The 25,651-nt window shown below is 73.0% G+C and carries 22 protein-coding genes, 1 other RNA gene and 2 pseudogenes; 13 read left to right on the top strand and 12 right to left on the bottom strand.

The genetic code is table 11. The features are described 5' to 3' along the window. Nucleotides 1-3 precede the first annotated feature (3 nt). Together ACZ4AA_RS01175 and ACZ4AA_RS01170 are read right to left on the bottom strand one after the other, a co-directional pair. Nucleotides 4-723, bottom strand: a complete 720-nt coding sequence (locus ACZ4AA_RS01175; protein WP_467593321.1) for an ABC transporter permease — start codon at nt 721-723, stop codon at nt 4-6. Beyond that, on the bottom strand, nt 723-1,601 hold the full coding sequence (locus ACZ4AA_RS01170; RefSeq protein WP_467595073.1) for an ABC transporter ATP-binding protein: 879 nt from the start codon (nt 1,599-1,601) through the stop codon (nt 723-725). The genes ACZ4AA_RS01175 and ACZ4AA_RS01170 overlap by 1 nt, the downstream gene beginning before the upstream one ends. Before the next feature lie 386 nt (nt 1,602-1,987). Between ACZ4AA_RS01170 and ACZ4AA_RS01165 the strand changes: the two genes are divergently transcribed. Genes ACZ4AA_RS01165 through ACZ4AA_RS01155 form a run of 3 tightly spaced genes read left to right on the top strand, consistent with a single transcriptional unit; the run spans nt 1,988 to nt 4,954 of the window. Further along, the gene (locus ACZ4AA_RS01165) at nt 1,988-2,845 is read left to right on the top strand and encodes a MaoC/PaaZ C-terminal domain-containing protein (protein ID WP_467593318.1); all 858 of its coding nucleotides are present in this window, start codon (nt 1,988-1,990) and stop codon (nt 2,843-2,845) included. Between the two features lie 33 nt (nt 2,846-2,878). Next, nucleotides 2,879-3,955: a Zn-dependent alcohol dehydrogenase gene (locus tag ACZ4AA_RS01160; protein ID WP_467593316.1), complete on the top strand. Its 1,077-nt coding sequence runs from the start codon at nt 2,879-2,881 to the stop codon at nt 3,953-3,955. 48 nt (nt 3,956-4,003) lie between these two features. After that, nucleotides 4,004-4,954 carry a 3-oxoacyl-ACP reductase gene (locus ACZ4AA_RS01155; protein ID WP_467593313.1) on the top strand — a complete coding sequence of 317 codons (951 nt, stop codon included), beginning with the start codon at nt 4,004-4,006 and terminating at the stop codon, nt 4,952-4,954. 111 nt (nt 4,955-5,065) lie between these two features. On the opposite strand, the gene ACZ4AA_RS01150 is transcribed toward ACZ4AA_RS01155, so the two are convergent. Beyond that, nucleotides 5,066-5,236, bottom strand: coding sequence for a hypothetical protein (locus tag ACZ4AA_RS01150; protein WP_467593310.1), 171 nt, complete (start codon nt 5,234-5,236; stop codon nt 5,066-5,068). 48 nt (nt 5,237-5,284) lie between these two features. Next, the gene (locus ACZ4AA_RS01145; protein WP_467593307.1) at nt 5,285-7,549 is read right to left on the bottom strand and encodes a hypothetical protein; all 2,265 of its coding nucleotides are present in this window, start codon (nt 7,547-7,549) and stop codon (nt 5,285-5,287) included. A 287-nt stretch (nt 7,550-7,836) separates the two neighbouring features. Between ACZ4AA_RS01145 and ACZ4AA_RS01140 the strand changes: the two genes are divergently transcribed. The 3 genes from ACZ4AA_RS01140 to ACZ4AA_RS01130 are packed head-to-tail and all read left to right on the top strand — an operon-like array spanning nt 7,837 to nt 10,841. Beyond that, a complete protein-coding gene (locus ACZ4AA_RS01140; RefSeq protein ID WP_467593303.1) occupies nt 7,837-8,688 on the top strand; it encodes a Nif3-like dinuclear metal center hexameric protein in 852 nt (283 codons plus the stop codon). Continuing rightward, the gene (locus ACZ4AA_RS01135; RefSeq protein WP_389839726.1) at nt 8,685-9,428 is read left to right on the top strand and encodes a zinc ribbon domain-containing protein; all 744 of its coding nucleotides are present in this window, start codon (nt 8,685-8,687) and stop codon (nt 9,426-9,428) included. Before ACZ4AA_RS01140 ends, ACZ4AA_RS01135 begins: the two co-directional genes overlap by 4 nt. 12 nt (nt 9,429-9,440) lie before the next feature. After that, entirely contained in the window at nt 9,441-10,841 is a 1,401-nt protein-coding gene (locus ACZ4AA_RS01130) for a bifunctional RNase H/acid phosphatase (RefSeq protein ID WP_467593301.1), read from the top strand. A gap of 35 nt (nt 10,842-10,876) precedes the next feature. Here the strand turns inward: ACZ4AA_RS01130 and ACZ4AA_RS01125 are convergent, their stop codons facing one another. Then, nucleotides 10,877-11,677: a helix-turn-helix domain-containing protein gene (locus ACZ4AA_RS01125; RefSeq protein ID WP_467593298.1), complete on the bottom strand. Its 801-nt coding sequence runs from the start codon at nt 11,675-11,677 to the stop codon at nt 10,877-10,879. 222 nt (nt 11,678-11,899) lie between these two features. On the opposite strand from ACZ4AA_RS01125, the gene ACZ4AA_RS01120 reads away from it, so the two are divergent. Further along, entirely contained in the window at nt 11,900-12,916 is a 1,017-nt protein-coding gene (locus tag ACZ4AA_RS01120) for a zinc-dependent alcohol dehydrogenase family protein (protein ID WP_467593295.1), read from the top strand. A 71-nt stretch (nt 12,917-12,987) separates the two neighbouring features. On the opposite strand, the gene eda is transcribed toward ACZ4AA_RS01120, so the two are convergent. Both eda and yaaA read right to left on the bottom strand, forming a co-directional pair. Then, the gene (gene eda, locus ACZ4AA_RS01115) at nt 12,988-13,632 is read right to left on the bottom strand and encodes a bifunctional 4-hydroxy-2-oxoglutarate aldolase/2-dehydro-3-deoxy-phosphogluconate aldolase (RefSeq protein WP_467593293.1); all 645 of its coding nucleotides are present in this window, start codon (nt 13,630-13,632) and stop codon (nt 12,988-12,990) included. A 108-nt stretch (nt 13,633-13,740) separates the two neighbouring features. Next, nucleotides 13,741-14,541 carry a peroxide stress protein YaaA gene (gene yaaA / locus ACZ4AA_RS01110; RefSeq protein ID WP_467593290.1) on the bottom strand — a complete coding sequence of 267 codons (801 nt, stop codon included), beginning with the start codon at nt 14,539-14,541 and terminating at the stop codon, nt 13,741-13,743. Between the two features lie 138 nt (nt 14,542-14,679). Here yaaA and ACZ4AA_RS01105 point away from each other — a divergent pair, with 138 nt between their 5' ends. The 4 genes and pseudogenes from ACZ4AA_RS01105 to rnpB all read left to right on the top strand — a co-directional run bounded on the left by ACZ4AA_RS01105 (nt 14,680) and on the right by rnpB (nt 18,611). Next, complete coding sequence (locus ACZ4AA_RS01105; protein ID WP_467593288.1) at nt 14,680-16,113, top strand: RNB domain-containing ribonuclease; 1,434 nt, start codon at nt 14,680-14,682, stop codon at nt 16,111-16,113. Nucleotides 16,114-16,406: 293 nt separating this feature from the next. Continuing rightward, a complete protein-coding gene (locus ACZ4AA_RS01100) occupies nt 16,407-17,285 on the top strand; it encodes an AraC family transcriptional regulator (protein ID WP_467595067.1) in 879 nt (292 codons plus the stop codon). Between the two features lie 14 nt (nt 17,286-17,299). Beyond that, nucleotides 17,300-18,127: pseudogene (locus ACZ4AA_RS01095) on the top strand (DMT family transporter); the annotation flags it as partial. A gap of 70 nt (nt 18,128-18,197) precedes the next feature. Then, nucleotides 18,198-18,611: RNase P RNA component class A (gene rnpB, locus ACZ4AA_RS01090), an RNA gene on the top strand. 63 nt (nt 18,612-18,674) lie between these two features. On the opposite strand, the gene ACZ4AA_RS01085 is transcribed toward rnpB, so the two are convergent. Continuing rightward, nucleotides 18,675-19,100 carry a MazG-like family protein gene (locus ACZ4AA_RS01085; RefSeq protein ID WP_467595064.1) on the bottom strand — a complete coding sequence of 142 codons (426 nt, stop codon included), beginning with the start codon at nt 19,098-19,100 and terminating at the stop codon, nt 18,675-18,677. A 149-nt stretch (nt 19,101-19,249) separates the two neighbouring features. Continuing rightward, nucleotides 19,250-19,795, bottom strand: a complete 546-nt coding sequence (locus ACZ4AA_RS01080; protein WP_467593287.1) for a DoxX family protein — start codon at nt 19,793-19,795, stop codon at nt 19,250-19,252. Between the two features lie 131 nt (nt 19,796-19,926). On the opposite strand from ACZ4AA_RS01080, the gene ACZ4AA_RS01075 reads away from it, so the two are divergent. Continuing rightward, nucleotides 19,927-20,253 carry a nuclear transport factor 2 family protein gene (locus ACZ4AA_RS01075; protein ID WP_467593285.1) on the top strand — a complete coding sequence of 109 codons (327 nt, stop codon included), beginning with the start codon at nt 19,927-19,929 and terminating at the stop codon, nt 20,251-20,253. A gap of 170 nt (nt 20,254-20,423) precedes the next feature. Here ACZ4AA_RS01075 and ACZ4AA_RS01070 read toward each other — a convergent pair. Both ACZ4AA_RS01070 and ACZ4AA_RS01065 read right to left on the bottom strand, forming a co-directional pair. Continuing rightward, nucleotides 20,424-21,110: pseudogene (locus tag ACZ4AA_RS01070) on the bottom strand (ABC transporter ATP-binding protein); the annotation flags it as partial. A gap of 90 nt (nt 21,111-21,200) precedes the next feature. Next, nucleotides 21,201-22,652, bottom strand: coding sequence for an ABC transporter permease (locus ACZ4AA_RS01065; protein WP_467593282.1), 1,452 nt, complete (start codon nt 22,650-22,652; stop codon nt 21,201-21,203). Nucleotides 22,653-23,014: 362 nt separating this feature from the next. Here ACZ4AA_RS01065 and ACZ4AA_RS01060 point away from each other — a divergent pair, with 362 nt between their 5' ends. Next, nucleotides 23,015-24,208: a D-alanyl-D-alanine carboxypeptidase family protein gene (locus ACZ4AA_RS01060; RefSeq protein WP_467593279.1), complete on the top strand. Its 1,194-nt coding sequence runs from the start codon at nt 23,015-23,017 to the stop codon at nt 24,206-24,208. 359 nt (nt 24,209-24,567) lie between these two features. Here ACZ4AA_RS01060 and ACZ4AA_RS01055 read toward each other — a convergent pair whose 3' ends face one another. Beyond that, nucleotides 24,568-25,578 (bottom strand): Gfo/Idh/MocA family protein, encoded by a 1,011-nt coding sequence (locus ACZ4AA_RS01055; RefSeq protein WP_467593276.1) that lies wholly within the window; start codon nt 25,576-25,578, stop codon nt 24,568-24,570. Nucleotides 25,579-25,651: the final 73 nt, after the last annotated feature.

Below are 25,651 nucleotides of genomic sequence, written 5' to 3'. Positions count from 1 at the left end.
CGTTCAGACAGTTCGTGCGGATCGACGGTACGAGATCACGGCGTACGAACCGAACACCAGCAGCCAACCGGCCAGGACCGCCACCGCCGTCACGCCGGGTGCCCGGCCCTCGGTGACCGACACGCCCAGCTGGGCGAAGCGGTTCGTGGGCGTGTACGCGGAGACCGAGCGCAGCCAGCCGGGGAAGAGGGCGAGCGGGAACCACAGCCCGCCGACCACCGCGAGCCCCAGATTGCACACCATGTTCACCACACCCGTCGTCTGCGCGGTCATCCGGTAGCCGTTGCCGAGGCCCAGCAGGGTGAAGGGGACCGAGCCGAGCCACAGCAGCAGGGCCGTCGCGGCCCACTGCCAGGCGTCCAGCCGTACGCCGTTGACCAGACCGCCGGCCGCGAGCACCGCGACGATCGCGGGCAGCACGGTCACCGAACCGGTCAGCGCCCGCCCGAGCACCACCTGGCGCGAGGTCATCGGGGTCACCCGGAGCTGCCGCAGCCAGCCGGTCACCTTGTCCTCGGCGACCCCGCCGCCGGTGTTCAGCGCCGAGCCGACCGCCCCGTACGCGGCCATGCCGACCATCGAGGCGGTCTTCCACGCCCCGTCGTCGCCCCCGCCGATGTTGGTGAACAGCAGGTACATCATCACCGGCATCGCGACGCCGCCGATCACGAAGCCGGTGTCGCGCAGCGTCCGGCGCACTTCGAGCCGCAGATAGTCGAACATCACACCGTCTCCCGTTCCGCAGTGAGGGCCATGAACGCGTCGTCCAGGGACGCGGGGACGACCTCCAGGCCGCGGATCGCCCCCCGTTCGGCCAGCGCGATCACCGTCGCGTCCGAGTCGTCCGTACGCAGCCGGGCCCGCTGCCCGCGCACCTCCACCGCCACCACGCCCGGCAACAGCGCCAGGTCGTTCGGGGCCGGCCCCGCCAGGTCGAAGGAGACCAGGTTGCCGCCCGCCGCCCGGCGCAGATCCTCCCCGGTCCCGTCCGCGACGATCCGCCCCCGGTCCACGACGACGATCCGGTCGGCGTGCGCGTCGGCCTCCTCCAGATAGTGCGTGGAGAACAGCACGGTGTGACCGCGCCGGGCGTAGGCCCGCATCGACTCCCAGAACGCGTGCCTGGCCTCCACGTCGAGTGCCGCGGTGGGCTCGTCCAGCACGATCAGCGCGGGGTTCCCGGCGAGCGCCACCGCGAACCGCACCCGCTGCGCCTGTCCGCCGGACAGCCGGTCGACGCGCCGTCCGGCCAGTTCCGTGATGCCCGCGAGGCGCAGCGCCTCGGCCGCCGGCAGGGGCTTCGGATAGCGTCCCGCCACGAAGGCGACCAGTTCCTGGACGGTGACCCGCGGCACCGGCCGGGAGTCCTGGAGCATCGCGCCGACCCGCCCGGCGCGGACCGCGTCCTGCGGGCGGGCGCCGAAGAGCGCGACCGTGCCCTCGTCCGGTTGGTCCAGGCCGAGCAGCAGGGAGATCGTCGTCGACTTGCCCGCTCCGTTGCGTCCCAGCAGCGCCACCGTCTCGCCGACCGCCACGTCCAGGTCGAGACCGGCGACCGCGCGCACGTCACCGAAGGTCTTGACCGCGCCCCTGAAGCGCACCGCCGGTGCCGTCCCGGTCACCGGTGGTGCGGACGATTCCCGCGGCTCTCCCGCCGTGGCCCCCGTCGTCGTCCCCGTCGTCTGTGTCATGGCTACGACGCTAAGGGTCGGGGACGGTGCCCCGGCAGAGGCGATTGTCGGCGATCGGCCGGGACAAATGTCACGGCCGCCGACGCGACGCGCCCCCGCGAAGAACCGGCGCGACACCGACATCTGACATGGCGTCAGTAGTCTTCACAAGTGCTGGACGCTGGGCTATACAAGGGTTCGCCGGACTGGAACGCGTTCTAGAACGAGCGGGTTCCGCGGCCCAGTGTCGACCTCGGTGCGGCCGACGGTGCGGACGGCCGCACCGAGGTCTTTCGCGCAGTCGAGCAAGGAGCCCCATGCCCATTGACGCCGCCAAGGCCGTCGCAGCCCAGCCGCGGACCGGCGAGATCGCCTGGAGCCACAAGGACGTCCAGCTCTACCACCTGGGGATCGGCGCGGGCGTTCCCGCGACCGACCCCGACGAACTGCGCTACACCCTCGAATCCCGGCTGCACGTCCTGCCGAGCTTCGCCACCGTCGCGGGCGCCGGCTCGCCCGGCGTGATCAGCGGACTGTCCATGCCCGGCGTCGACGTCGACCTCGCCCGCGTCCTGCACGGCGGCCAGAGCGTCCGGCTGCACCGCCCGATCCCCGCCGAGGGCACGGCCACCGCCACCGGGCGCATCGCCGCCGTCCACGACAAGGGCACCGCCGCCATCCTCGTCATGCGCACCGAAGTGGCCGACGCCGACGGCCCGTTGTGGACCAACGACGCCCAGATCTTCGTACGCGGCGAAGGCGGCTGGGGCGGCGACCGGGGACCGAACACCCGCCTCGAAGCCCCCTCCGGCCCGCCGGACCGGACCGTCGAGCGCCCGGTCCGCGAGGACCAGGCCCTGCTCTACCGGCTCTCCGGCGACTGGAACCCGCTGCACGCCGACCCCGAGTTCGCCAAGCTCGCCGGGTTCGACCGGCCCATCCTGCACGGGCTGTGCACGTACGGCATGACGCTCAAGGCCGTCGTCGACACCCTGCTCGGCGGCGATGTGACCCGGGTCCGCTCGTACACCACCCGCTTCGCCGGAGTCGTCTTCCCCGGCGAGACCCTGCGTATCCGGATGTGGCGGAACGACGGCGCGGTCCGGGTGGCGGTGAGCGCGGCCGAACGGGACGACGCGCCGGTCCTCGCCGACACCGTCGTCGATCACGTCTGACACCGTAGGAACCGTCCCGAGGGGAGCCGCACCATGCGCGCAGCCGTACTGCACGAGACAGGCCAGGACAAACTGGAAGTCCTCGACGACGTCGAGGCGGTGGGCTTCGGACCCGGCAAGGTGCGCGTCCGGGTGAGGGCCACGGGACTGTGCCACTCGGACCTGTCCGCGATGAACGGCGTGCTGCCCCAGCCCGCGCCGTTCGTGCCGGGACACGAGGGCGCGGGCGAGGTCACCGGGGTCGGCGAGGGCGTCACCCATGTGAAGCCCGGCGACCGCGTCGTCATCTGCTGGCTGCCCGCCTGCGGTGCCTGTCCCTCCTGCAAGCGGGGCCAGACCGAACTGTGCCTGGCCGGATTCATGAACGCCGGCACCCCCAACTTCAAGCGCCCCGGCGGTGACGTCTTCGGCTTCGCGGGCACCGGCACCTTCGCCGAGGAGGTCGTCGTCGCCGCCGGCTGCGCGGTCCCCATCCCCGACGACGTGCCCTTCGACATAGCCGCCCTGATCGGCTGCGGCGTCACCACCGGACTCGGCGCGGCCCTCAACACCGCCGACGTGCAAGCCGGTTCGTCGGTCGCGGTGATCGGCTGCGGAGGCGTCGGCATCTCCGCGATCCAGGGCGCCCGGCTGAAGGGGGCCGCGGAGATCGTCGCCGTCGACCCGGTCGCCTCCCGCCGCGAGGCCGCCCTCGGCTTCGGCGCCACCAAGGCCGTCTCGCCCGACGAACTCGCCGACGCCAAACAGTCGGTGACCGCGGGCGAGGGCTTCGACTACGTCTTCGAGGTCGTCGGCAGGTCCGCCACCGCCCGCACCGCCTACGACCACACCCGCCGCGGCGGCACCCTCGTCGTCGTCGGCGCCGGCGCCATGGACGACGTCCTTCAGCTCAACATGTTCGAGCTGTTCTTCGACGAGAAGCGCATCCTGCCCTCCATGTACGGCGGCGGCGACGTCCTTCGTTCCTACGAGCGCACGATCGCCCTGTGGCGCGCGGGCCGCCTCGACCTCGAAGGCCTGATCACCCACCGGGTGCCGCTGGCCGGGATCAACGAGGCGCTCGACCAGATGCGTTCGGGCACCGCCCTGCGGACGTGCATAGAGATCTGACCGGGCGGCCGTCGGTGCGGACCTCCACCCCAACCGCTAAGGACCCTGATGTCACTGCCACTTGAAGGGCTCACCGCGATCGTCACCGGCGCGGGCCGCGGGCTCGGCCGGGCCGAGGCGCTGGAACTCGGCCGGCTGGGCGCCGCCGTCGTCGTCAACGACTACGGGCAGCCCGGACGGGACGGATCGGGCGCGGCCTCGGCCACCCCGGCCGAGGAGGTCGCCGCCGAGATCCGCGTGGCGGGCGGCCGGGCCCTCGCCCACACCGGGGACGTCTCCGACCACGAACAGGCCCGCGAACTGGTCGAGTCGGCCGTCACCGGGTTCGGGAAACTGGACATCCTCGTCAACAACGCGGGCATCCTGCGCGACCGGATGGTCTTCTCGATGACCGAGGACGAGTGGGACTCGGTCGTCAGGGTCCACCTCAAAGGCCATTTCAACACCACCCACTTCGCGTCGGTCCACTGGCGGGCCCGCTCCAAGGCGTCCGGCGGGCCCGTCCACGGACGGATCGTGAACACCTCGTCCGAGGCCTTCCTCGCCGGCTCCGCCGGACAGCCCAACTACGCGGCGGCCAAGGGCGGGATCGTCGGCCTGACCACCTCGACGGCACTGGCCCTGGCCAGGTACGGCGTCACCGCCAACGTCATCTGCCCGCGCGCCCGTACCCGTATGACGGAGGACGTCTTCGCCGGGTTCGGCCGGCCCGAGGACGGTCTCGACCCGCTCGCCCCCGAGCATGTGGCCCCGCTCGTGGGCTACTTGGCCTCTCCCGCGGCCGCACACGTCAACGGACAGCTCCTCGTGGTGCACGGCGGCATGGTCGCGGTCGTCGAACGGCCCCGGGTGGCGGCGAAGTTCGACAGCAAGCAGGACACGTTCAGCCACGACGAACTCGACGCCCTGCTCACGCCGTACTACGCGGACCGGCCGCGCGGGGAGACGTTCGCGGCGGCGGAGGTGCTGGCGCTCAAGCGGGAGGGTTCCCCTCACTGAACGGATTGCGCCCTCGGACCGGCCCGAACCGATACGGCCCCGCTCGCCATGGTGCGAGCGGGGCCGTGTGTCGTTCGGTGTGCCCTGGTCGGCAGGGCTCTCTTCGTACCGTCAGGCCGTCGTGGCCTGCTGGCCGGACGGCTTGCGGTGGCGGCCGTGAGGGGTCGCCTCGTCGTCGTGGCCCGAGACCGGGCCGCGGTGTCTGCCGTGGCCCTCGGACCCGGTCGCCGACATCTCGTGGACGTCCCCGACCGGCGCTTCCATGGTGCTGGTGTCGTTCATTGAAGTGTTCACCCCGTATGCAAGATCCTTCTTTACAGCCGGGGGAGTCTAACGTGCGGTCATCGCACGGGAGTCGGAGGGTGACGTTTCTTCGCCCGTGCCGTCCCTTTTCTCCTCGTCCGTGTGGGCTAGTACACACGGACCGCCGGATTCCACGTCCCCGGGCGTCTGCGGTGCGCCGGGGAGGGGGCGCAGGGTGACCTGACCCCTGAACTCGCCGACGGACGGCGGAGCGGTGGAGGTCCCGCTCCCGGGAGGGTCGGCGTCCGGGGGCATCGAACGCGCGCGGGCACCGAAGCGCATGCCGGGCGGGGGTGTTTCGGCGACCTTGGTCCAGAGCAGTGGAGCGGCCGGAGCCGGAGCCGGAGCCGGAGCCGGAGCCGGAGCCGGAGCCGGAGCCGGAGCCGGAGCCTTGATGGACGTGATCATGCCGACGTCGGCGCCGGTGTCCGGGGGCGTTTCCGTGCCGAGGCCGGCACCGATCGACACGGCCGGTGGAATCGGCTCGGTCGTCTCGATGACGACGGTCATGCCGCCCGGGAGTGTCCCGTCGGCCCTGGTCCGCAGGCCCATGCCGGGCGGAGGTGTCTCGGCGACCTTGGTCCAGAGGCTCGACTCGGTCGTCGGTGGTCCGGCAGGCCCGGCCCGGCGAGTCAGCCGCGGCGCGGGTGCCATGGGCGCCGACTCCATGGGCATGGGCGCGGACGTCGTGGGCGCGGGCTTCATGGGGCTGGACGCGGACAACATGGGCGCGGGCGGCCGGGGGACCCTGGTCCAGCGGCTGGGCCGGACCGGTCCGGCGGCCTCGGGGGCGGGCGGCGCGGCCGGCGGGAGGGGTTCGGCCTTCCCCCCGGGGAGCTGTACGACGGGCGGCAGCGCCCCGTCCGCCTGCCGGCCGGAGTACGGGTCCGCCCCGGGCGCCTCGGCGGACGAGGCGGACGGGTGCCTGAGGGTGAGACTCGTCATCATCGACGGCATGATCGACGGCGCCTGCGGGCCCTCGGTCCCGGCGCCCGTGCCGGTCCGCGCTGCCATGGGCCCGTCGAGGGCCCGGGCCGCTCCGTCCTGGCGGGCGCGGGCGACGCCGTCGCTCAGTGCCCGATGGGCCGGGATCGCCCGGGGCAGGTCGACCGCCGGAGCCTGCCGGGACGGGTCGGCCGGACGGGCGGTCCGCAGGGGCGCCTGCTGGAGAGGGACCGGTCGCGGCGCGGGGAGACCGGGGAGAACCGGATCCCCCGGGTCCCGCTCCCCGGCCCCGTCGGGGGCCTCCAGTCGCGCGACACCGCACGGGACGCCCCCGGTGACGTACGGCAGCCGGAGCACCCCCTCGGCGGTCCACAGCCCGGTGCCGGAGAGCCAGCCCTCGGGCGCCGGGCGATGGTGGATCCGGCGCTCGGACGGGCGCCACACACCCACCCAGGTGCCACCCGGTCCGTCGAGGCGCAGGGCGACCGCGCAGGACTCCGGGGTGAGCACCTGGCCCGGCTGGATCGCGAAGGGGCTGATCGAGCAGCCCGTCGCGCTCAGACAGTCCGGGAAGCGGACGGGCAGGGTGCTGCCGAGCACGCCCCAGCCGAGCCGGTCCCGGCCGGGGGAGGGCGCGTCGGAGCGGATCAGCAGCAGCCCGCTGTCCGCGTCCGCGAGGAGCAGCCGGTCGTTGCTGTGCTCGGCGATCTGGAGGAGCGGTGACACCTCACCGTTGCGCTCCAGGTCGACGACCACGGTCTTGGTGCGGCCGTTCTGGGACCGGTCCAGCGCGAGCAGGCGCCCCGTGCCGTCCAGCCAGACCCCTCCCGAGCAGTGGCCCGGCACCTCGGCCAGGTGTTCCGGGCCGAACGCGCCGCCCGCCACCAGCCACACCGCCGTCGAGCCCCGGCCCACCGCGAGGGCGTAGGCGCGTTCGCCGTCCGGCGAGGGCGGCAGCAGCCGCAGCACCGTGCCGGCGTCCGGGCACTCCACCGCGCCGAGCGGAAGCTCGCCCGTGCCTGGACCGGTCGGATACAGGAGGGCGAACGTGTGGCGTCCGTCGTCCACGCGATGGATCAGGACCCTGCCGTCCGACAGCGGCAGCACCTCGGTGCCGGGCTCCTCGGGCTGCGGACCGGGCAGCGGTACGGCGTACGGCTCGGGTCCGTCCAGCGTCCAGCGCTCCGGATACCAGCACTCGCCGTCGTGGGCGAGCCGTGCCCCGTAGGCCCCGTCGGCGGTGATCACACAGCCGGGAGGAGCGGCCCACCGGCTCGCGACGTCACCGTGCCCGGCGCCGTTCACGTGCTCGCTCCGCACCAGGGGTTCTCTCGCACCGGCCGTCATCGTTCGGTCACCTCCGGCGACGAAGGTAGTTTTCGCACGCACAGGCGGGGAGGCGACGGGCTGCTGCTTCACACATAAGGGTGGCCGTGTCCGGATTCGCCTGAGGGAACGGGACGGATGTGCTGAAGGATGGCGGGAAGCCGTGCGCGGTCGTGTGCCGTGAACCGGGCGGCGCCCGCCGTCCGGACGCGGGTCCCGCGTGCCCGCCGTCCGCGCGGGCACCGCTCCGTACGGGTCCGTGGTCCGCGACCGGCCGGACAGGGACCTGGGGCAGGTAGCCTTTCCCCGTGCCCCGTCTGTCTGAAGTCATCGCCGCGCTCGACGCCCTCTGGCCCCCGGAGCGGGCCGAGGGGTGGGACGCGGTCGGCACCGTCTGCGGCGACCCCGACCAGGAGGTCACGCGCGTCCTGTTCGCCGTCGACCCGGTCCAGGACATCGTCGACGAGGCGGTGAAGCTGGAGGCCGACCTCCTCGTCACCCACCACCCGCTCTATCTGCGCGGTACGACGACCGTGGCGGCCGGCACCTTCAAGGGCCGGGTCGTGCACACGCTGATCAAGAACGACATCGCGCTGCACGTCGCCCACACCAACGCCGACCGCGCCGATCCGGGAGTCAGCGACGCGCTGGCCGGAGCGCTGGACCTCAGGGTCGTACGGCCCCTCGTCCCGGACGCCACCGACCCCGAGGGACGCCGTGGCCTCGGCCGCGTCTGCGAGCTCGACCATCCGCTGACCGTGCGCGACCTCGCCGCCCGGGCCGCCGAGCGGCTGCCCGCCACCGCGCAGGGCATCCGCGTCGCGGGCGACCCCGACGCGCTCGTACGGACCGTCGCCGTCAGCGGCGGCTCCGGCGACAGCCTCTTCGACGACGTGCGCGCCGCGGGTGTGGACGCGTTCCTCACCGCGGACCTGCGGCACCACCCGGTGTCGGAGGCCCGCGCCCACAGTCCTCTCGCGCTGCTCGACGCGGCGCACTGGGCCACCGAGTGGCCCTGGTGCGAGCTGGCCGCCGCCCAGCTCGACGAGATCTCCGACCGGAAGGGATGGGGACTGCGCGTCCACGTCTCCCGGACGGTCACCGACCCCTGGACCGCCCACGCGGCCTCACACAACGACACCTCAGGAGCCCCCAACTGAACGCCGCGCCCGCCGACCAGATCCGACTTCTCGACGTCCAGGCCCTCGACTCCCGTGCGCAGCAGCTCGCGCACAAGCGGAGGTCGCTGCCCGAGCACGCCGAGATCGAGTCGCTGACCAAGGACCTCACCCAGCTGCGCGACCTGCTCGTCGCCGCGCAGACCGAGGAGAGCGACTGCGCCCGCGAGCAGACCAAGGCCGAGCAGGACGTCGACCAGGTGCGTCAGCGCGCCGTCCGCGACCAGCAGCGCCTCGACTCGGGCGCCGTCACCTCGCCCAAGGACCTGGAGAACCTCCAGCGCGAGATCGTCTCCCTCGCCAAGCGCCAGGGCGACCTCGAGGACGTCGTCCTTGAGGTCATGGAGCGCCGCGAGTCCGCCCAGGAGCGGGTCGCCGAGCTCACCGAGCGGGTCTCCTCCGTGCAGGGGAAGATCGACGACGCGACCGCGCGCCGTGACGCCGCCTTCGAGGAGTTCGACGGCGAGGTGGCCACGGCCACCAAGGAGCGCGAGGTCATCGCCGCCTCCGTGCCCGCCGACCTGCTCAAGCTGTACGACAAGCTGCGCCTCCAGCAGGGTGGCGTCGGTGCCGCCCGGCTCTTCCAGCGCCGCTGCGAGGGCTGCCGCCTGGAGCTCAACATCACCGAGGTCAACGAGGTGAAGGCGGCCGCTCCCGACGCCGTGCTGCGCTGCGAGAACTGCCAGCGCATCCTGGTGCGTACGTCCGAGTCCGGCCTGTAGGGAGTCCGGCTCGTGCGGGAGTTCATCGTCGAGGCGGACGGCGGTTCCCGGGGCAACCCGGGGCCCGCGGGCTACGGCTCCGTGGTCATCGACGCGGCCACCGGGGAGACGCTGGCGGAGCGCGCCGAGTACATCGGCGTGGCCACCAACAACGTCGCCGAGTACCGCGGTCTGGTCGCCGGTCTGGAGGCGGCCCGCGACCTCGACGCGACCGCGCGGGTCAGGGTCCGGATGGACTCCAAGCTCGTCGTGGAGCAGATGTCCGGGCGCTGGAAGATCAAGCACCCGGACATGAAGCCGCTCGCGGCCCGGGCGGCCGGGGTCCTCCCGGGCTCCCAGGTCACGTACGAGTGGATGCCGCGCGAGCGCAACAAGCACGCGGACCGGCTGGCCAACGAGGCGATGGACGCGGGCAAGCGCGGCGAGCCCTGGTCCCCGTCCGCGTCGACCGCCGAGCTGAACACCCGCGCGACCCGCTCCGCGACCCCGGACCCGACGGGCCCACCCGGCGACGCGACAGCGGGAGCGGCAAGGGCCCGAGCAGCCCTGAAGGAGACCCGAGGAGCAACGCCCCGCAAGGGACACGAGGAACTGCGCGACCGGCCCGCGACGGCCGGCAGCCGGGAGACGACGTCCGGTGGCACCCCGTCACCCGGCGGCGAAGCCGGCAAGCCGCCCGCGGGGCCGGGTGACACCGGCCGAGCCGGAGCGGTCGGCGACGACGAGCGGGCCGCGAGAAACGTGGCCGCCACCACCCCCGCCGCAGGCTGGAGCGCACCCCCCGACATGGGCGCCCCCGCCACCTTCGTCCTGCTCCGGCACGGCGAGACCCCCCTGACCCCGCAGAAGCGCTTCTCGGGCAGCGGCGGCAGCGACCCCTCGCTGTCCGACGTGGGCCGCGAGCAGGCGGAGCGCGTGGCCGCGGCGCTGGCGGCGCGCGGCACCATCCAGGCCGTCGTGGCCTCCCCGCTGGCCCGCACCCGCGAGACCGCCGCGGCCGTCGCCGCCCGGCTCGGCCTGGACGTCACCGTCGAGGACGGCCTGCGCGAGACGGACTTCGGCGCCTGGGAGGGCCTGACCTTCGGAGAGGTGCGCGAGCGCCACCCGGACGACCTGAACGCCTGGCTCGCCTCCCCGGAGGCCGAACCGACCGGCGGCGGCGAGAGCTTCGCCGCGACGGCGCTCCGCATGGCGGTCACCCGCGACAAGCTGATCGCCGCCCACGCCGGCCGCACGGTCCTGCTCGTCACGCACGTCACCCCGATCAAGACCCTGGTCCGACTGGCCCTCGGCGCCCCGCCGGAGTCCCTGTTCCGGATGGAACTGTCGGCGGCGTCGCTGTCGGCGGTGGCGTACTACGGGGACGGCAACGCGAGCGTCCGCCTGTTCAACGACACCTCGCACCTGCGCTGACCCCGGCCGCTCCCCGGCGCCGCCCGGGGGCGGCCTCAGACCCGCCGGGCGGCGCGGTCCCGGAGGATCCCGGCGGTCTCACGGTCCGCCGGGAGGAACGCCTCCAGATGGAGTTCGGCGAGCGTGACGTCCACCGCGGTCGCGAACGAGGTGAGCGTGGTGAGCAGCCGCAACTCGCCCTCGGGACACCGCAGTCGCAGCGGCACGGCGAAGCCGAGATGGTCCGCGCCGGGCTCGCTCACCGGCACGTACCGGGTCAACTCCTCGACCAGTGGATCGAGTCGGAGATCGGGGCTGCGCACGGCGCGGGCCCGCAGGTTCTCCACGATGTGCCGGCCCCAGGTGTCGAGGTTCACCACCCGTGGGGCCATCCCGCGCGGATGCAGGGCCAGTCGCAGCACGTTCACCGGCGGTTCCAGCAGTTCGGGCGCCGCTCCCTCGGACAGGATGTCCAACGCGGCGTTGGCGGCGACGAGTTCACCCCGCGGCCCCGTCACCACCGCCGGATACGGCAGATGCCCGTCGAGGATGCCGTCCAGTGCCTCGCGTACGGGCTCCAGCGCGGCCGCGTCGAGCGGCGACTCGGCGAAGGCGGGAGCGTAACCGGCCGCCAGGAGCAGCGCGTTGCGCTCCCGCAGGGTCAGCTCCAGTGACTCGGCGAGCCTGATCACGATCTCCCTGCCGGGCACCGAACGCCCGCGCTCGATGAAACTGACGTACCGCTGGGTCGTGCCCGCGCGGGAGGCGAGCTCCAACTGGCTCACCCCGCGCGCGTGCCGCCAGCGCGACAGCTCCCGGGCGAAGAGAGGGGGCTCGGTGGGGAGGGCGCTCGTCATGCGGCCATTTGTACGTCACGCCCGCGACGCCGGCACGGCGGCACGACACGCAGCACGACGGCACCGCGGATGAGCGGCACGACGGCACCACGGCACGACGGCACCACGGCACCGCGGATGAGCGGCCTGACGGAACTCGCCATACCCTGCCGGGAATTGAGCCGGGCACCGGACCGCACCAGCATGGACGCGACCACTCGGGACCTCACTCAGGGAGCGGACATGCGCGCCTACCACCTCGAAACCCCCGGCACCGTCGACGGGATCGTGCCGCGCGAGTCGGCCCGCCCGGAACCGGGACCCGGGGAACTCCTCGTCCGCGTCCGTGCCGTCTCCCTCAACAAGCGCGACCTGCTGATCCTGAGGGGGACCTACCCGCTCAAGGCCGTGCCGGACGTGATCCCGCTGAGCGACGGAGCGGGGGAGGTCGTCGCGGTGGGCGCGGAGGTGACCCGGTTCGCGGTGGGCGACCGGGTGGCGAGCACGTACTTCCCGAACTGGCCCGACGGCCGCATCACCGCGGACCGGTTCGACCAGCCCGGTGCCACCCTGGACGGCATGCTGACCGAGTACGCCTGTCTGGGCCAGGACGCCGTGGTGCGCGTTCCCGGCCATCTGACCTGGGAGGAGGCGGCCTGTCTGCCCTGTGCCGGGGTGACCGCCTGGCACTCCCTGACGGGCGGCGAGCCGATCGCCCCCGGCCGGACCGTGCTCACCCTCGGCACCGGGCCGCTGTCCCTCTTCGTCGTGCAGTTCGCCAAGATGCTGGGCGCCGAGGTGATCGTGACGACCTCGGACACCACCAGGGCCGACCGGCTCAAGGCGCTCGGCGCCGACCACGTAGTCGACTACGTCGAGCATCCCGAATGGGGGTACGTCGTAAGGGAGTTGACCGGCGGTCGGGGTGCCGATCTGGTCGTGGAGACCAACGGGCCCGACACCATCGAGCAGTCGATGCGCGCCACCGCGCTCTACGGCCAGATCGTGCTCCTGATCACCGGGAACGAACGCAGGCCCGGGATCGAGATCTCCAACACGGCGTACGCGTCGAGTCTGGCCACGATCCGCCGGGTCTTCGTGGGCAGCCGCGCGCACTTCGAGTCCATGAACAGGGCCCTGGAGCTGCACGGCACCCGCCCGGTCGTCGACCGCGTCCTCGGGTTCGACGAGGTGGGGGAGGCGTTCCGCCACTACGAGAGCGGCGCGCCCTTCGGCAAGGTGGTCATCCGGGTGAGCTGAGCCGAGCCAGGCCGAGCCAGGCCGAGCCGAGCCAGGCCGAGCCGAGCGGGCCGGGTCGCGCCGTTCCGCGGCTACCGGCGCAGCGCCGACGCGGCTCGGGCCAGGTCCTCCACCCGGCGCCAGTCCCGTGCGGCGACCGCGTCCGGCGGGAGCATCCAACTGCCGCCCACGCAGCCGACGTTGGGAAGGGCGAGGTAGTCCGGCGCGCACTCGGGGCCGATGCCGCCCGTCGGGCAGAACCGCGCCTGCGGAAGCGGTCCGGCCAGCGAGCTCAGATAGGCGGTACCGCCCGCCGCCTGCGCGGGGAAGAACTTCATCTCGCGCACCCCGCGCTCCAGCAGCGCGACCACCTCGGAGGCCGTGGACACCCCCGGCAGGAACGGAACCCCGGACGCCTTCATCGCGTCGAGAAGCCCCTCCGTCCATCCGGGACTGACCAGGAAACGGGCGCCCGCGGCCACCGACTCGGCCACCTGCCCCGGTGTCAGGACCGTGCCCGCGCCCACCACCGCGTCCGGGACCTCGGCCGCCACGGCGCGGATCGCGTCGAGCGCCGCCGGGGTCCGCAGCGTCACCTCGATCGCGGGCAGTCCGCCGGCGACCAGCGCCCGGGCCAGCGGCACCGCGTCGGAGGCGTCCGCGATCACGACGACGGGGACGACGGGTGCGAGATCCAGGACGGAGGCGTGCGAGGACGGGGGTGAGGACGACGGCATGCCCTCATCCTGCCGGGGGGTCGCACCCTGCGCAAAGGTCGTTGCGCATGTTGCAACGTGATAGAGGGGAGGCTGGGACGCCTAGGGGGGATACGGCGTGCCCGGCCCTCAGTGGATCTCCCGCACCACCACGTCGAGCGCCCACGGCCGGCCCCTCCCGCCGGGGGCCTGCGCCTCCACCGTGTGGCCGAGATCCCGCAGGACCTCCACCAGCTCCGCCGGGTTCTTCGGTGCGGCGTTCGCGGCGAGCAGGCCGCGGACGATCCTGCCCTTGGTCGCCTTGTTGAAGTGGCTGACGACGGAACGCTTCTCGACCCCGTCCACCAGCTGCGCGTGCAGCACCCGTACGGTCGCCGTCCGGTCGGCCACCTCACCCCGCGGCTTCCACGCCGCGGTGTACGCCGAGGAGCGCAGGTCCAGTACGAGCCCGTCGCCCGCGGCCTCGGGAAGCGCGGCCGCCATCGGCGTACGCCAGTGCGCGCCCAGCGCTCCGAGCCCCGGCAGCTTCACGCCCATCGAGCAGCGGTACGAGGGGATCCGGTCGGTGACCCGCACCGCGCCCCACAGCCCGGAGAAGACGAGCAGCGAGCGGCCCGCGCGCCGCTTGGCGGCCGTGTCCAGCGAGGCCAGGTCCAGGGCGTCGTAAAGGACCCCGGTGTAGATCTCCCCGGCCGGGCGCGTGCCCGCGGTCCTCAGCTCCGTGTTCTTCGCGATCTCGCCCCGCAGGCCCTCGCTCAGTCCGAGGACCTCGCGGGCCTTGTCCTCGTCGGCCACGCACAGCTCGACCAGCTCGTCGAGGACCGCCCGACGCGCCTCGGCGAGACCGGGCAGGGACAACGACTCCGGCTTGAGCGAGGTTCCCCGGCCGGAGGGTGCCTTGCCCTCGGAAGGCGGCAGCAGCACGAGCACGGTGGGTTCTCCTCACGGTGGATACGGACCGCCGCCAGCCTACGGGGTGGGGCCGGAGGGTCTTCCCCGCCGTCCGGGCCGTGGACCGCCCCCGTCCCTCCGCGTGCTCAACCGATGCCCCCGGCCTACGCTCGACCCATGCCTCGCCGTCACGTCCGCGTCACCGGCGCCGCCCAGGCCCCGCTGCGAGCCGCTCTGCGCGCCCTGCGGACCGAGCTCGGCGTGCCCGGGAGCTTCCCGGCCGACGTCCTCGCCGAAGTGGGCCCGCCGGCCCGCCTGCCCGCGTACGACGCGACGGACCTTCCCCTCTTCACCATCGACCCGCCGACGTCCGAGGACCTCGACCAGGCGATGCACCTCTCCCGCCGCGAGCGGGGCGGCTACCGCGTCCAGTACGCCATCGCCGACGTCGCCGCCTTCGTGGCGCCCGGCGGAGCCCTGGACGCCGAGGCGCACCGGCGCGTGACGACCCTCTACTTCCCGGACGGCAAGGTCCCCCTCCACCCGCCCCGGCTCTCCGAGGGCGCCGCGAGCCTCCTCCCGGGCCAGACCTGCCCGGCCGTCCTGTGGACGATCGACCTCGGCACGGACGGCCGCGCCGAGATCACCGACGTCCGCCGCGCCCTCGTCCGCAGCCGCGCCAAGCTCGACTACGCGGGCGTGCAGCGCCGGATCGACGACGGGACCGCGGAGGAACCCCTCGCCCTGCTCAAGGAGATCGGCACCCTGCGCGAGGCCCTGGAGGTCGAGCGCGGCGGCATCTCGCTCAACGTGCCCGAACAGGAGATCGTCGAGAAGGACGGGACGTACGAACTCGCCTACCGCGCCCCGCTGCCCGCCGACGGCTGGAACGCGCAGATCTCCCTGCTCACCGGCATGGCGGCGGCCGAGCTGATGCTCGACCACGGCACGGGCGTGCTGCGGACCCTGCCCGCCGCGCCCGACGGGGCCGTCGGACGGCTGCGCCGCACCGCCCGGGCGCTGCGCATCGACTGGCCCCACCACGTCTCGTACGCGCGGCTCGTCCGCTCCCTCGACCCGCACCTGCCGCACCACGCGGCCTTCCTCCAGGAGTGCACGACCCTGCTGCGCGGCGCCGGGTACACCGTCTTCCGGGACGGGGCGCTCCCCGAGGTGACCGTGCACTCCGCCGTCGCCGCGCCCTACGCCCACTGCACGGCCCCGCTGCGGCGACTCGTCGACCGCTACGCCTCGGAGATCTGCCTCGCGGCCGCCGCCGGGCTGCCGACCCCCGAGTGGGTCCTCGCGGTGCTCGACGCCCTGCCCAAGGAGATGGCCGAGGGCAGCCGCCGCGCGGGCACCGTCGAGCGCGAGTGCGTCGACATCGTGGAGGCCGCGCTCCTCAAGGACCGGGTCGGCGAGCTCTTCGAGGCCTGTGTGGTGGACGTACAGGAACACGACCCCACCGTCGGCACCGTGCAGCTGGAATCCCCGGCGGTCTTCGCCCGGATCTCGGGCGGTACCGCCGAACTCCCGCTGGGCGAACGCCTGCGCGTCCGGCTCACCGGCGCCGACCCCGGCACGGCGAAGGTGCGGTTCGAACCGGCCTGATCCCGGTGCCGGCCACCGGCATGGAATCGGGGGACACCGGTGTTGCCCCCGTAGAGAGCGGACGCGGCCGACGCGCGCGACCACGGCGGCAAGGGGGAGAAGTGGCCACGACCGAGTGCCCCGTGACCGGCACGACCGAGCACGCCGCGATCGGCATGACCGAGGACCCCGTGACCGGCACGACCGAGCACGCCGCGATCGGCATGACCGAGGACCCCGTGACCGGCACGACCAGGCCCACCGGGATCGGCACGACCGAGTACCCCGTGACCGGCACGACCGAGCACGCCGCGATCGGCACGACCGAGTACACCGGTAAAGAGGAGACCCGCTGGACCCGGGCCACCCTCGGCCGCGACGGCCGGCCCCTCGACCTGCTGACCGCCCGCTTCGACCGGCACCGCTACGCCCCCCACACCCACGACGAGTTCACCATCGGTGTCAGCGTCGGCGGCTCGGAGCTCATCGGCTACCGCGGCGGCCAGCTGCGCACCGGCCCCGGGTCCATCGTCGTACTGGCCCCCGGCGAGATGCACACCGGCGGCCCCGCGGCCTGCGACGGCTACGCCTACCGCGCCCTGTACGCGGAGCCGTCCCTGCTCTGCGAGGGCGCGCTCGGCGGACTCCCGCACTTTCGCGAAGGGCTGCTCGACGACCCCGAACTCGCCGCCGCGCTGCGCGCCGCGCACACCGAACTGAGCCTCTGCCCCGACCCGTTGGAGGCCGAGTCCCGGCTCCCGTGGCTGCTCGCCGCGCTGACCCGGCGCCACTCCACCGCCCGCCCCGACCGCGACCAGGTCCCCGGCGCCGCGCGCATAGCCGAGGCCGTACGGGACCGCCTGGCCGGCGAGCTCCAGGACCCGCCCTCCCTCGCCTCGCTCGCCCAGGACCTGGGCCTGTCCCGCTACCAGCTCCTGCGCGCCTTCCGTACGACGACGGGCATACCGCCCTACGCCTGGCTGGCCCAGTACCGGGTGAACCGGGCCCGCCGGCTCCTGGAGTCCGGGCTGCGCCCCGCCGAGGCCGCCGCGCTCGTGGGCTTCGCCGACCAGGCGCATCTGACCCGCTGGTTCCGCCGCGTGCTCGGTGTGACCCCGGCGGCGTACCGCGCGAGCGTGCTGGGCACCTCGCCCGGGGCGCAACAGCGTTCAAGACGTGCCGCGGGCCGGTGACCGAGACTGCCCGCATGACTGCACGCGGCTGGTTTCTGTTCTCCCTGATGGGAGTGATCTGGGGCATCCCCTATCTGATGATCAAAGTGGCGGTGGACGAGGTGTCCCCGTCGGTGGTGGTGTTCACCCGCTGTGCCGTCGGCGCGGCGCTGCTGCTCCCCTTCGCGATCCGCCGGAGCGGCCTGGTGGAAACCGTACGGGCCCACTGGCGCCCGATGCTGGCCTTCGCGGTCATCGAGATCATGGTCCCCTGGTGGACCCTGACGGACGCCGAGCGGCATCTGTCGAGCTCCACCGCGGGCCTGCTGATCGCCGGTGTGCCGATCGTCGGCGTGGCCGCGGCCCGCTTCCTCGGTGACACGGAACGGCTCGGCGCCCGGCGCCTCGCGGGCCTCGCCCTGGGCCTTGCCGGGGTCGCGGTCCTGACGGCACCGCACCTGACCGGCGGTGACGCTCGCTCGCTCGTCGAGGTGCTGCTGACGGTCGTCGGCTACGCCACCGCGCCGCTCATCGTGGCCCGCCGGCTCAAGGACGTGCCCTCGCTGCATCTGACGGCCCCCTGCCTGGCGCTCGCGGCCCTGGTCTACGCCCCCGCGGCGGCGCTCACCCGGCCGCAGGCGATACCGTCCGGCCAGGTCCTGGCCGCCCTCGCGGGCCTCGGCGTCATCTGCACGGCGGTCGCCTTCGTGGCCTTCCTCGAACTGATCAAGGAGGCGGGCCCGACCCGGGCGACGGTGATCACGTACGTCAACCCGGCCGTCGCGGTCGCGGCGGGCGCCCTCCTCCTGGACGAACGTCTGACGCCCGGGATCCTCGCCGCCTTCGCCCTCATCCTCGCCGGCTCCGTCCTGGCCACGGCCACCGCCGGTCCCCGGCGACCCGCCCGCCCGGTACCATGGTCGGCACGGCAGACGAGCCGGGCGGACGGCCGCGTGGAGGTTCTTGTGGACCTTCCCGAGGAACGTCCGGGCTCCACAGGGCAGGGTGGTGGCTAACGGCCACCCGGGGTGACCCGCGGGACAGTGCCACAGAAAGTAGACCGCCGCGAACTCCGGTTCACGGTAAGGGTGAAACGGTGGTGTAAGAGACCACCAGCGCCTGAGGTGACTCAGGCGGCTAGGTAAACCCCACCCGGAGCAAGGTCAAGAGGAGCCGCTCTCTCGCGAGGGAAGGCGGCTCTGCGCGGACGTTCGAGGGCTGCTCGCCCGAGTCCGCGGGTAGACCGCACGAGGCCGGCGGCAACGCCGGCCCTAGATGGATGGCCGTCTCCCCGGCCGCCGCGAGGCGACCGGGCGACAGAACCCGGCGTACAGCCCGACTCGTCTGCCCTCAGGGCTCGGCCCCGGTCCACGGACCGGGGCCGAGCCCTGAGGCATGTACGGGTGCCCGTCAGGGAGTTGACGGTCCAGCGCTCGGACAGCCACCGGAATCCGCCGGAGCCGGCGGGCCGCCGAGCGAACGGCCGGCCACCGACGCCAGATGGGCGGTGAAGAGCTCGCGCGCGTCCGGCGCGAGCGTGCGCAGCGCCACCATCGCGGTGATCACCACGTCGCACAACTCCGCACGGACGTCGTCCCAGGTGTGGCTGACGCCCTTGCGCGGATTCTGGCCCGTAGCGCCGATCACCGCCTGGGCGACCTCGCCGACCTCCTCCGACAGCTTCAGGACCCGCAGCAGCACCCCCTCCCGGCCGCCGAGCGCCCGCCCGGCGTCCAGCCAGGCGTGCAGCCGGTCGATCGTGGGCCAGGGGTCCGTGCCGTCGGCGCCCCGCCCGGAGGCGCCACCGCCGGGGCGCCCGGACGCGCCGTCGTCCATGGGCCCGGACCTGCCGGCGCCGGTGCCGGCACCAGTGCCTGTGCGGGCACCAGTGCCTGTGCCCGTCTGTCCGGTCGTGTCGTCGTCCGCGGCGTCCGCGGGGTGATCAGCCATGGGGCGAGCCTCCCCCTGAGGTGGGGAGCCGACCCCTACTCCTCGAACAGGGCTTCCTGCTTGCCCTCCCGTGCCTCGCGCAGCCGCTTGCCGCGGGCACCCACGACGACGGCGGTCGCGACCGCCGTCGCCCCCAGCGTGATCGGCACCATCCAGCCCCGGTTCAGCACGTTGCACGTCAGATGGTCCAGGGACAGCCGCCCGGGGCCCGACACCGCGAGGCCCACCGCCGCCAGGCCGAGCGCGGCCGAGTACTCGTAGCCGCCCCCCTGCGCGAAGAACCCGTTCTCCGCGTGCACCGCCGTCGCGCCCGCCATCGCCCCGGCCGCCGCGGCACCGGCCGCGGGGGTGGCGAGACCCAGCGCCAGCAGGGTGCCGCCACCGGCCTCCGCGAGACCCGCCGCCAGGGCGCTCTCCTTCCCGGGCAGGTACCCCATGGCCTCCATGCCCCGTGCGGTGCCCTCGATGCCGCCGCCCCCGAACCAGCCGAACAGCTTCTGCGCTCCGTGCGCGGCCAGCACACCGCCCGTGCTCAGACGGAGCAGCAGCAGTCCCAGATCACGCCGGTCGATACAGGTCACGGTGACTCCCAGTCCAGGCAGCGGCAACGGTCCCCTCCCAGGTTCCACCGTCGCACCGATCGAACCGGACCGGCGGGCCCGCGCCGCCGATCGGGTGGCGGGTGCGGTAAGCCGGTGTGAGGGTGGCTCCCATGACCATTCAGGTAACGCGACTCAGCGACCCGGCGGTCCGGGCCTTCGTCACCGCGGTGAACGCCCATGACCGGACCGCCTTCGAGGGGCTGCTCGCTCCGGCCGCCACCATGTCGGACGACGGATCCGACCGTGACGTCGCCGACTGGACCGACCGGGAGATCTTCTCCTCGCGCGGCCACATGGACGTCGACAGCGAGTCCGCCGGCGGGCGTTGCCTCCTCGTGCGGTACCGCAACGACACCTGGGGCGAGATGAAGACCAGGTGGACCTTCACGGTCGGCGACGACGGCCGGATCAGCCGCTTCGAGACCGGCCAGGCGTGAACGCCGAAGGGCCGCTCACCGAGGTGCGGTGAGCGGCCCGGACGGCGCGGGGCTCAGTGGCGCTGGGCCGAGCCGTACTGCTCCTGCGCGAACTGCTCGGCCACGTAAGGCTGTTGGCCGTACCGGCCCTGCTCGGGCAACGGGAGGGGGCTGTCCTGCGCGGGGGCGGCCCGGCGGACGCCGGCCTGCTCGGTCAGGGTGATCTGCCCGGCCTTGATGGTCGCGAGGCGCGGGGCGCGGCGGGCGATGGACGAGTCGTGGGTGACCATCACGAACGTCAGCCCGTACTCGTGCCAGAGCCCTTCGAGCAGGCCCATGATGTCGTCGCGGGTGCCTTCGTCGAGGTTGCCGGTCGGCTCGTCCGCGAGCAGCACCTTCGGCTTCTTGACCAGGGCCCGGGCGATGGCGACGCGCTGCTGCTGACCACCGGACAGCTCGGTCGGGACGTGCGTGAGCCGTTCGCCGAGACCGACCGAGCGCAGCGCCTCGGCGGCCCGCTCGCGCCGTTCGGCGGGCTTGACCCCGAGGGGTACGAGGGCGGTCTCGACGTTCTCCTGTGCGGTCAGTGTCGGGATGAGGTTGAACGACTGGAAGATGATGCCGATCTTCTCGGCCCGCAGCCGGGTCAGCCTGGCCTCGCTGATGGCGGCGAGGTTGACGCCGTCCAGCTCGACGGAGCCGGAGGTCGGCCGGTCGAGCCCGCCGATCATCTGGAGCAGCGTCGACTTGCCGCCGCCCGTGGGGCCCTGGATGACGAGCTGGTCGCCGTCCTCGATGGTGAGGTCGACGCCTCGCAGGGCCTCGACCGTCTCCTTGCCCCGCGTGTAGCGCTTGCTGACGCCGGTGAGCTTGTACATGAGGGTTCTCCGAGGATGAAGGGGGTGGGGGCGCCGTGTCCCGGGGGAGTGGACGCGGCGCCCCGACGCGGGGAAGTGCCCGGGGGCGGGTTAGGAGACGCTGCGGAGCGCGTCCGCCGGGCGCATCCGGGAGGCGCGCCAGCCGCCCATCGCGCCGGCGATCAGACCGCCGGTGACGGCCAGTCCCACGGCGAGCGCGATGGTGGTGACCGAGACCGGGGCGGACAGGGCGATGTCGACGGTGTTCTTGGCCGCTGAGGCGGCCGGGCCGCCGGGGCCGCCCATGCCGCCGGGTCCGCCGGAGCCCGCGGTGGAGCCGAGCTCCGCCGTCAGCTTCGGGCTGATCGCGGTGACGGTGTAGGCCGCGGCGAGTCCGAGGGCGATGCCGAGGGCGCCGCCGAGCAGACCGTTGACGACGGACTCGCCGACGACCTGCCGGGTGACCTTCCGGGACGGCCAGCCGAGCGCCTTCAGGGTGCCGAACTCGCGGACCCGTCGGGATACGGCGGAGGAGGTGAGCAGCGCCGCGACCAGGAACGCGGCGACCAGGACCGCGACGGACAGCCACTTGCCGACGTTCGTGGCGAGGTTCGAGGCGGTGGACAGCGAGCCGGAGACGGTGTTCGCGAGGTCCGCCGAAGTGGTGACCGTCGTCCCGGAGATGTTCTTCTGGATGGCCGTCTTGACCGCGGAGATCTGCTGGGAGTCGGTCGCCTTGACGTAGATCGTGGTGACCTTGTTCTTGGCGTCACCGAGGGTCTGGGCCTGCTTCAGCGGCAGGTAGACGTCGGTGGTCGACTCGCTGCTGTCGGGCGTCGCGATGCCGATGACCTTGTACGCGGTGCCGGAGATCTTGAGGGTCGAGCCGACCTTGTACTTGTTCTCCTTGGCGTACGACTTGCTGAGCACCGCGACCTTCGCGGAGGTCTGCGCCGACGTGAAGGTCCTTCCCGTGGTGATCTTCGAGGTGGCCAGCGGGCCGAGCCCCTGGTGGCCCACGTCGACGCCCGCGACGGAGTAGGAGTTCACGTCGAAGGAGGCGCCGCCGCCCTGCACCTGGGGCGTTCCGCTGCTGCCGCCCTGACCACCGGGGCCGCCCTGCGCGTTCGACGTCGAGGACTTCGCCTTGCCCTGGGTGAACGAGCCGTCGACCTTGACGACGTTCAGGCTCAGCGAACCCACCGCGCTCTCCACGCCCTTCTGCGCGGAGACCTCGGTGACCAGGGAGGACTTCAGCGTCTGCCCGCCCTGTGTCATCACCCGGTCCGAGCTCTGCTTCTTGCTGCCGCTCGACTTGGCGTCGAAGTCGAACTTCGGGCGGCCGGAGGAGCTGCCCGTCGGTGCGGCCTGGGCCTTGGTGACGGTCATGTCCGTGCCGAGTCCGTACAGCGACTTCAGGACCTTGTCCTGGGCCTGCTGCATGCCGGCCGACACCGAGCTGACGGTGATGACCAGCGCGATACCGAGCGCCAGACCCATGGCGATCACCAGTGCCGCCTTTTTGCGCCGGCTCAGCTCACGCTTGAGATAGATGCCAAACATCCCATTCCTCAAAGGTTCTCGGCGCCCCCCTGTTGGGCGCAGTCACAAGCTAGGGAGGAACCTTTGCGCCGGGCTGAGCAAGGGATGTGCGCGGGCTGAGAATCCGGACCCCGGAATCAATATTGGGTCAGACAGCCCCTTCTCAGTCTTTCGAGGGCCCATTGCCAGGAAAGCCCTGTTGAGTGACCCGCACCACGGGCGGGCGGTCCCGCGCCGCGGATATTCGCGGCGGCTCGCCGGCCCGCCGCCGACGGGTGAGCCGGCGCCGTCACGCCCTGTTTTGCCCCCGCTTTGGAAGCGTCATTCCTTCTCTTTGTGACCCCGCTGTCGTGCTTGGCGGACGGACTTTGTACGGTCCCGGGATGCGTGATTCTTCCGGCCTCTCCCGCCGTGCCGCTCTGGGCCTCGCCGCCGCCGTCCCCCTCGCCGCCGCGACGGCCACCACCGCGTACGCCACGACGGCGGTCGGTGGTGCGAGACTGGCCCGCCCCGGGGTCCAGACGAGCGGCGCGCCGGGGCTGCCCAAGCACCTCACCGCCCGCTCCTGGCTGGTCGCGGACCACACCACCGGTGAGGTGCTCGCCTCGTACAACGCGCATCTGCGTCTGCCGCCCGCCTCCACGCTGAAGATGCTGTTCGCGGACGCCGTGCTGAAGAAGTTCGAGCGCGCGCAGACGTACAAGGTCGTCGACGCGGACCTCGCCGACGTCCCCGCGGGCTCCAGCCTCGTCGGGGTGAAGCCCGGCATCACCTACACCGTCGAGCAGTTGTGGCAGGGCGTCTTCCTGCGCTCCGGCAACGACGCGGTGCATGTTCTCAGCCATATGAACGGAGGCGTCCCGGCCACCGTCGCCGAGATGCAGGCGCTCGCGAAGGACCTCCAGGCCCTGGACACCCATGTCGTCAGCCCCGACGGCTTCGACCACAAGGGCCAGCTGTCGTCCGCGTACGACCTGACGCTCTTCGCCCGGCACGGTCTCGCGGACGCCGCCTTCCGCGGCTACTGCTCGACGAAGACCGCGGACTTCCCGGCCGGCGGCAAGAAGACCTTCCAGATCCAGAACACCGACCGTCTGCTGACGGGCGCGTGGGGCGTACGGCCCTACGACGGGCTGATCGGGGTGAAGAACGGCTACACCAGTCACGCCGGCAACACCTTCACCGGTGCGGCGACCCGTGGCGGCCGGACCCTGCTCGTCACGGTGATGCACCCCAAGAGCGGCGGCAGCGGCGTCTACGAGGAGACGGCCCAGCTGTTCGACTGGGGTTTCGGCAAGGGCGCGCACGCCGAGCCGGTCGGCACGCTGGTCGAGCCGCTCAGCGAGGGCGGCGCGAGCGCGGCGCCCTCCCGCAAGGCGGCGACGGCCGCGGCGGGCGCTCCGGGCCGGGCGACGGGCGGGCACGCGGACGGCGCGCCGTGGGGACTGGTCGGCGGGGCCGGGGCGGCTGCGGCGCTCCTCGCGGGCGGCGCGCTCGCGCTGCGCAACCGCAGGCGCCGGCCGGCGGGCGAGCCGGCCGAGACGGCCGAGTCGGAGGGGCACCGCAGGCGCCGGTGACGGGCGCCGACGACGGGACAGCCGCTCCGCGGTCCGGTGCACATCTCGCGTCCCGCGCGAGCTGCGCCCCCACCCGGGCCACGGGGCGGCTGTCACCTCCCCCATCGGTGTGGACCATGGCCGTACCGAAGTCGTGTGCTTCAACTGTGAAGCTCTGAGGGGGGAGATGACGAGCATAAGCGCATCAACGGCTTATATGGTCCGGAGATTCGGCTTCCGTATGTGAGGGTTGCGGCGTTGACCGTTCCTTGGTGAACCGCTGGTCTCCCCGATACGTGGGAGACGGCCTCACCTGGCGCGAGACGGGGCGTGTCCGGCTGTCGCTCCGTCATATGCCGTAGGGGGGAGCGGTACTTCGGCTACTGCGCCGCCTCACCGGGATAGCGCACACCGATGCGGTCCCGGATCGTGTCGAGCGTGCGCATCACGGCGAGCGTGCCGTCCAGCGGGACGAGCGGGGACTCGGTCTCGCCGGCGCGCAGCGCGCGCATCACCTCGGCGGCCTCGTGCTTGAGGCTGGTGCGGGGACCGGAGGCGGGGTCGGCGCGGAAGGTCTCCGGCTCGCGGCCGTCGCGGTGCAGGACGAAGTGGTCCGGGAAGAAGAAGCCGCCCGGGACGTCGATGCGGCCCGCGGAGCCGGTGACGGAGGCGGCCACGGGGGTGCCACCGTTGATGGAGCAGTGCACCGAAGCCAGAGCACCGCTCTCGAAGGAGAGCACCGCACCCGTCTGGAGATCGACGCCCTCGTCGGAGAGCACCGCTCTCGCGACGATGTCCGAGGGCTCCCCGAGCAGCAACTGCGCGAACGACACCGGATAGACGCCGAGGTCGAGCAGCGCGCCACCGCCCTGCGCGGGGTCCCGCAGCCGGTGCGAGGGCGGGAACGGCCCGGCCAGACCGAAGTCGGCCTGCACCGTGCGCACGTCACCGATCACCCCGTCGTCGACCAGCGCCTTCAGCCGTCCGACCAGCGGATTGCAGTACATCCACATGGCCTCCATCAGGAACCGGTCGTGCTCACGGGCGAGCGCGACCAGTTCCCCGGCCTCCCGCGCGTTCAGCGTGAACGCCTTCTCGCACAGCACATGGCGTCCCGCCTCCAGGCACATCCCGGCGGCCACCCGGTGCGCCGAGTGCGGAGTGGCGACGTACACGACGTCGATGTCCTCGTCCGCGGCGAGCGAGGCCCAGTCCCCGTAGGCCCGCGGAATCCCGAACCGCTCCGCGAACGCCTTCGCCGAGGAGGCCGAGCGCGAGGCGACGGCCACCACCTCGGCGTCCGGCATGTCCACCAGGTCCGCCGTGAACGCCGCGGCGATCCCGCCGGTCGCCAGAATCCCCCACCGCACGCGTTCACGCTCGCCCGTCATGCCCGCCCCTTGATCCGTGACTCCGAACCCGCCGTCCGAACTGAGAGCATAGGGGGCCGCATCATCCGGAGAG

It is taken from the genome of Streptomyces sp. NPDC024698 (assembly GCF_055559015.1).
Note: the sequence above shows the minus strand (reverse complement) of the source record. Positions and strands in the feature narration are given on the sequence as shown.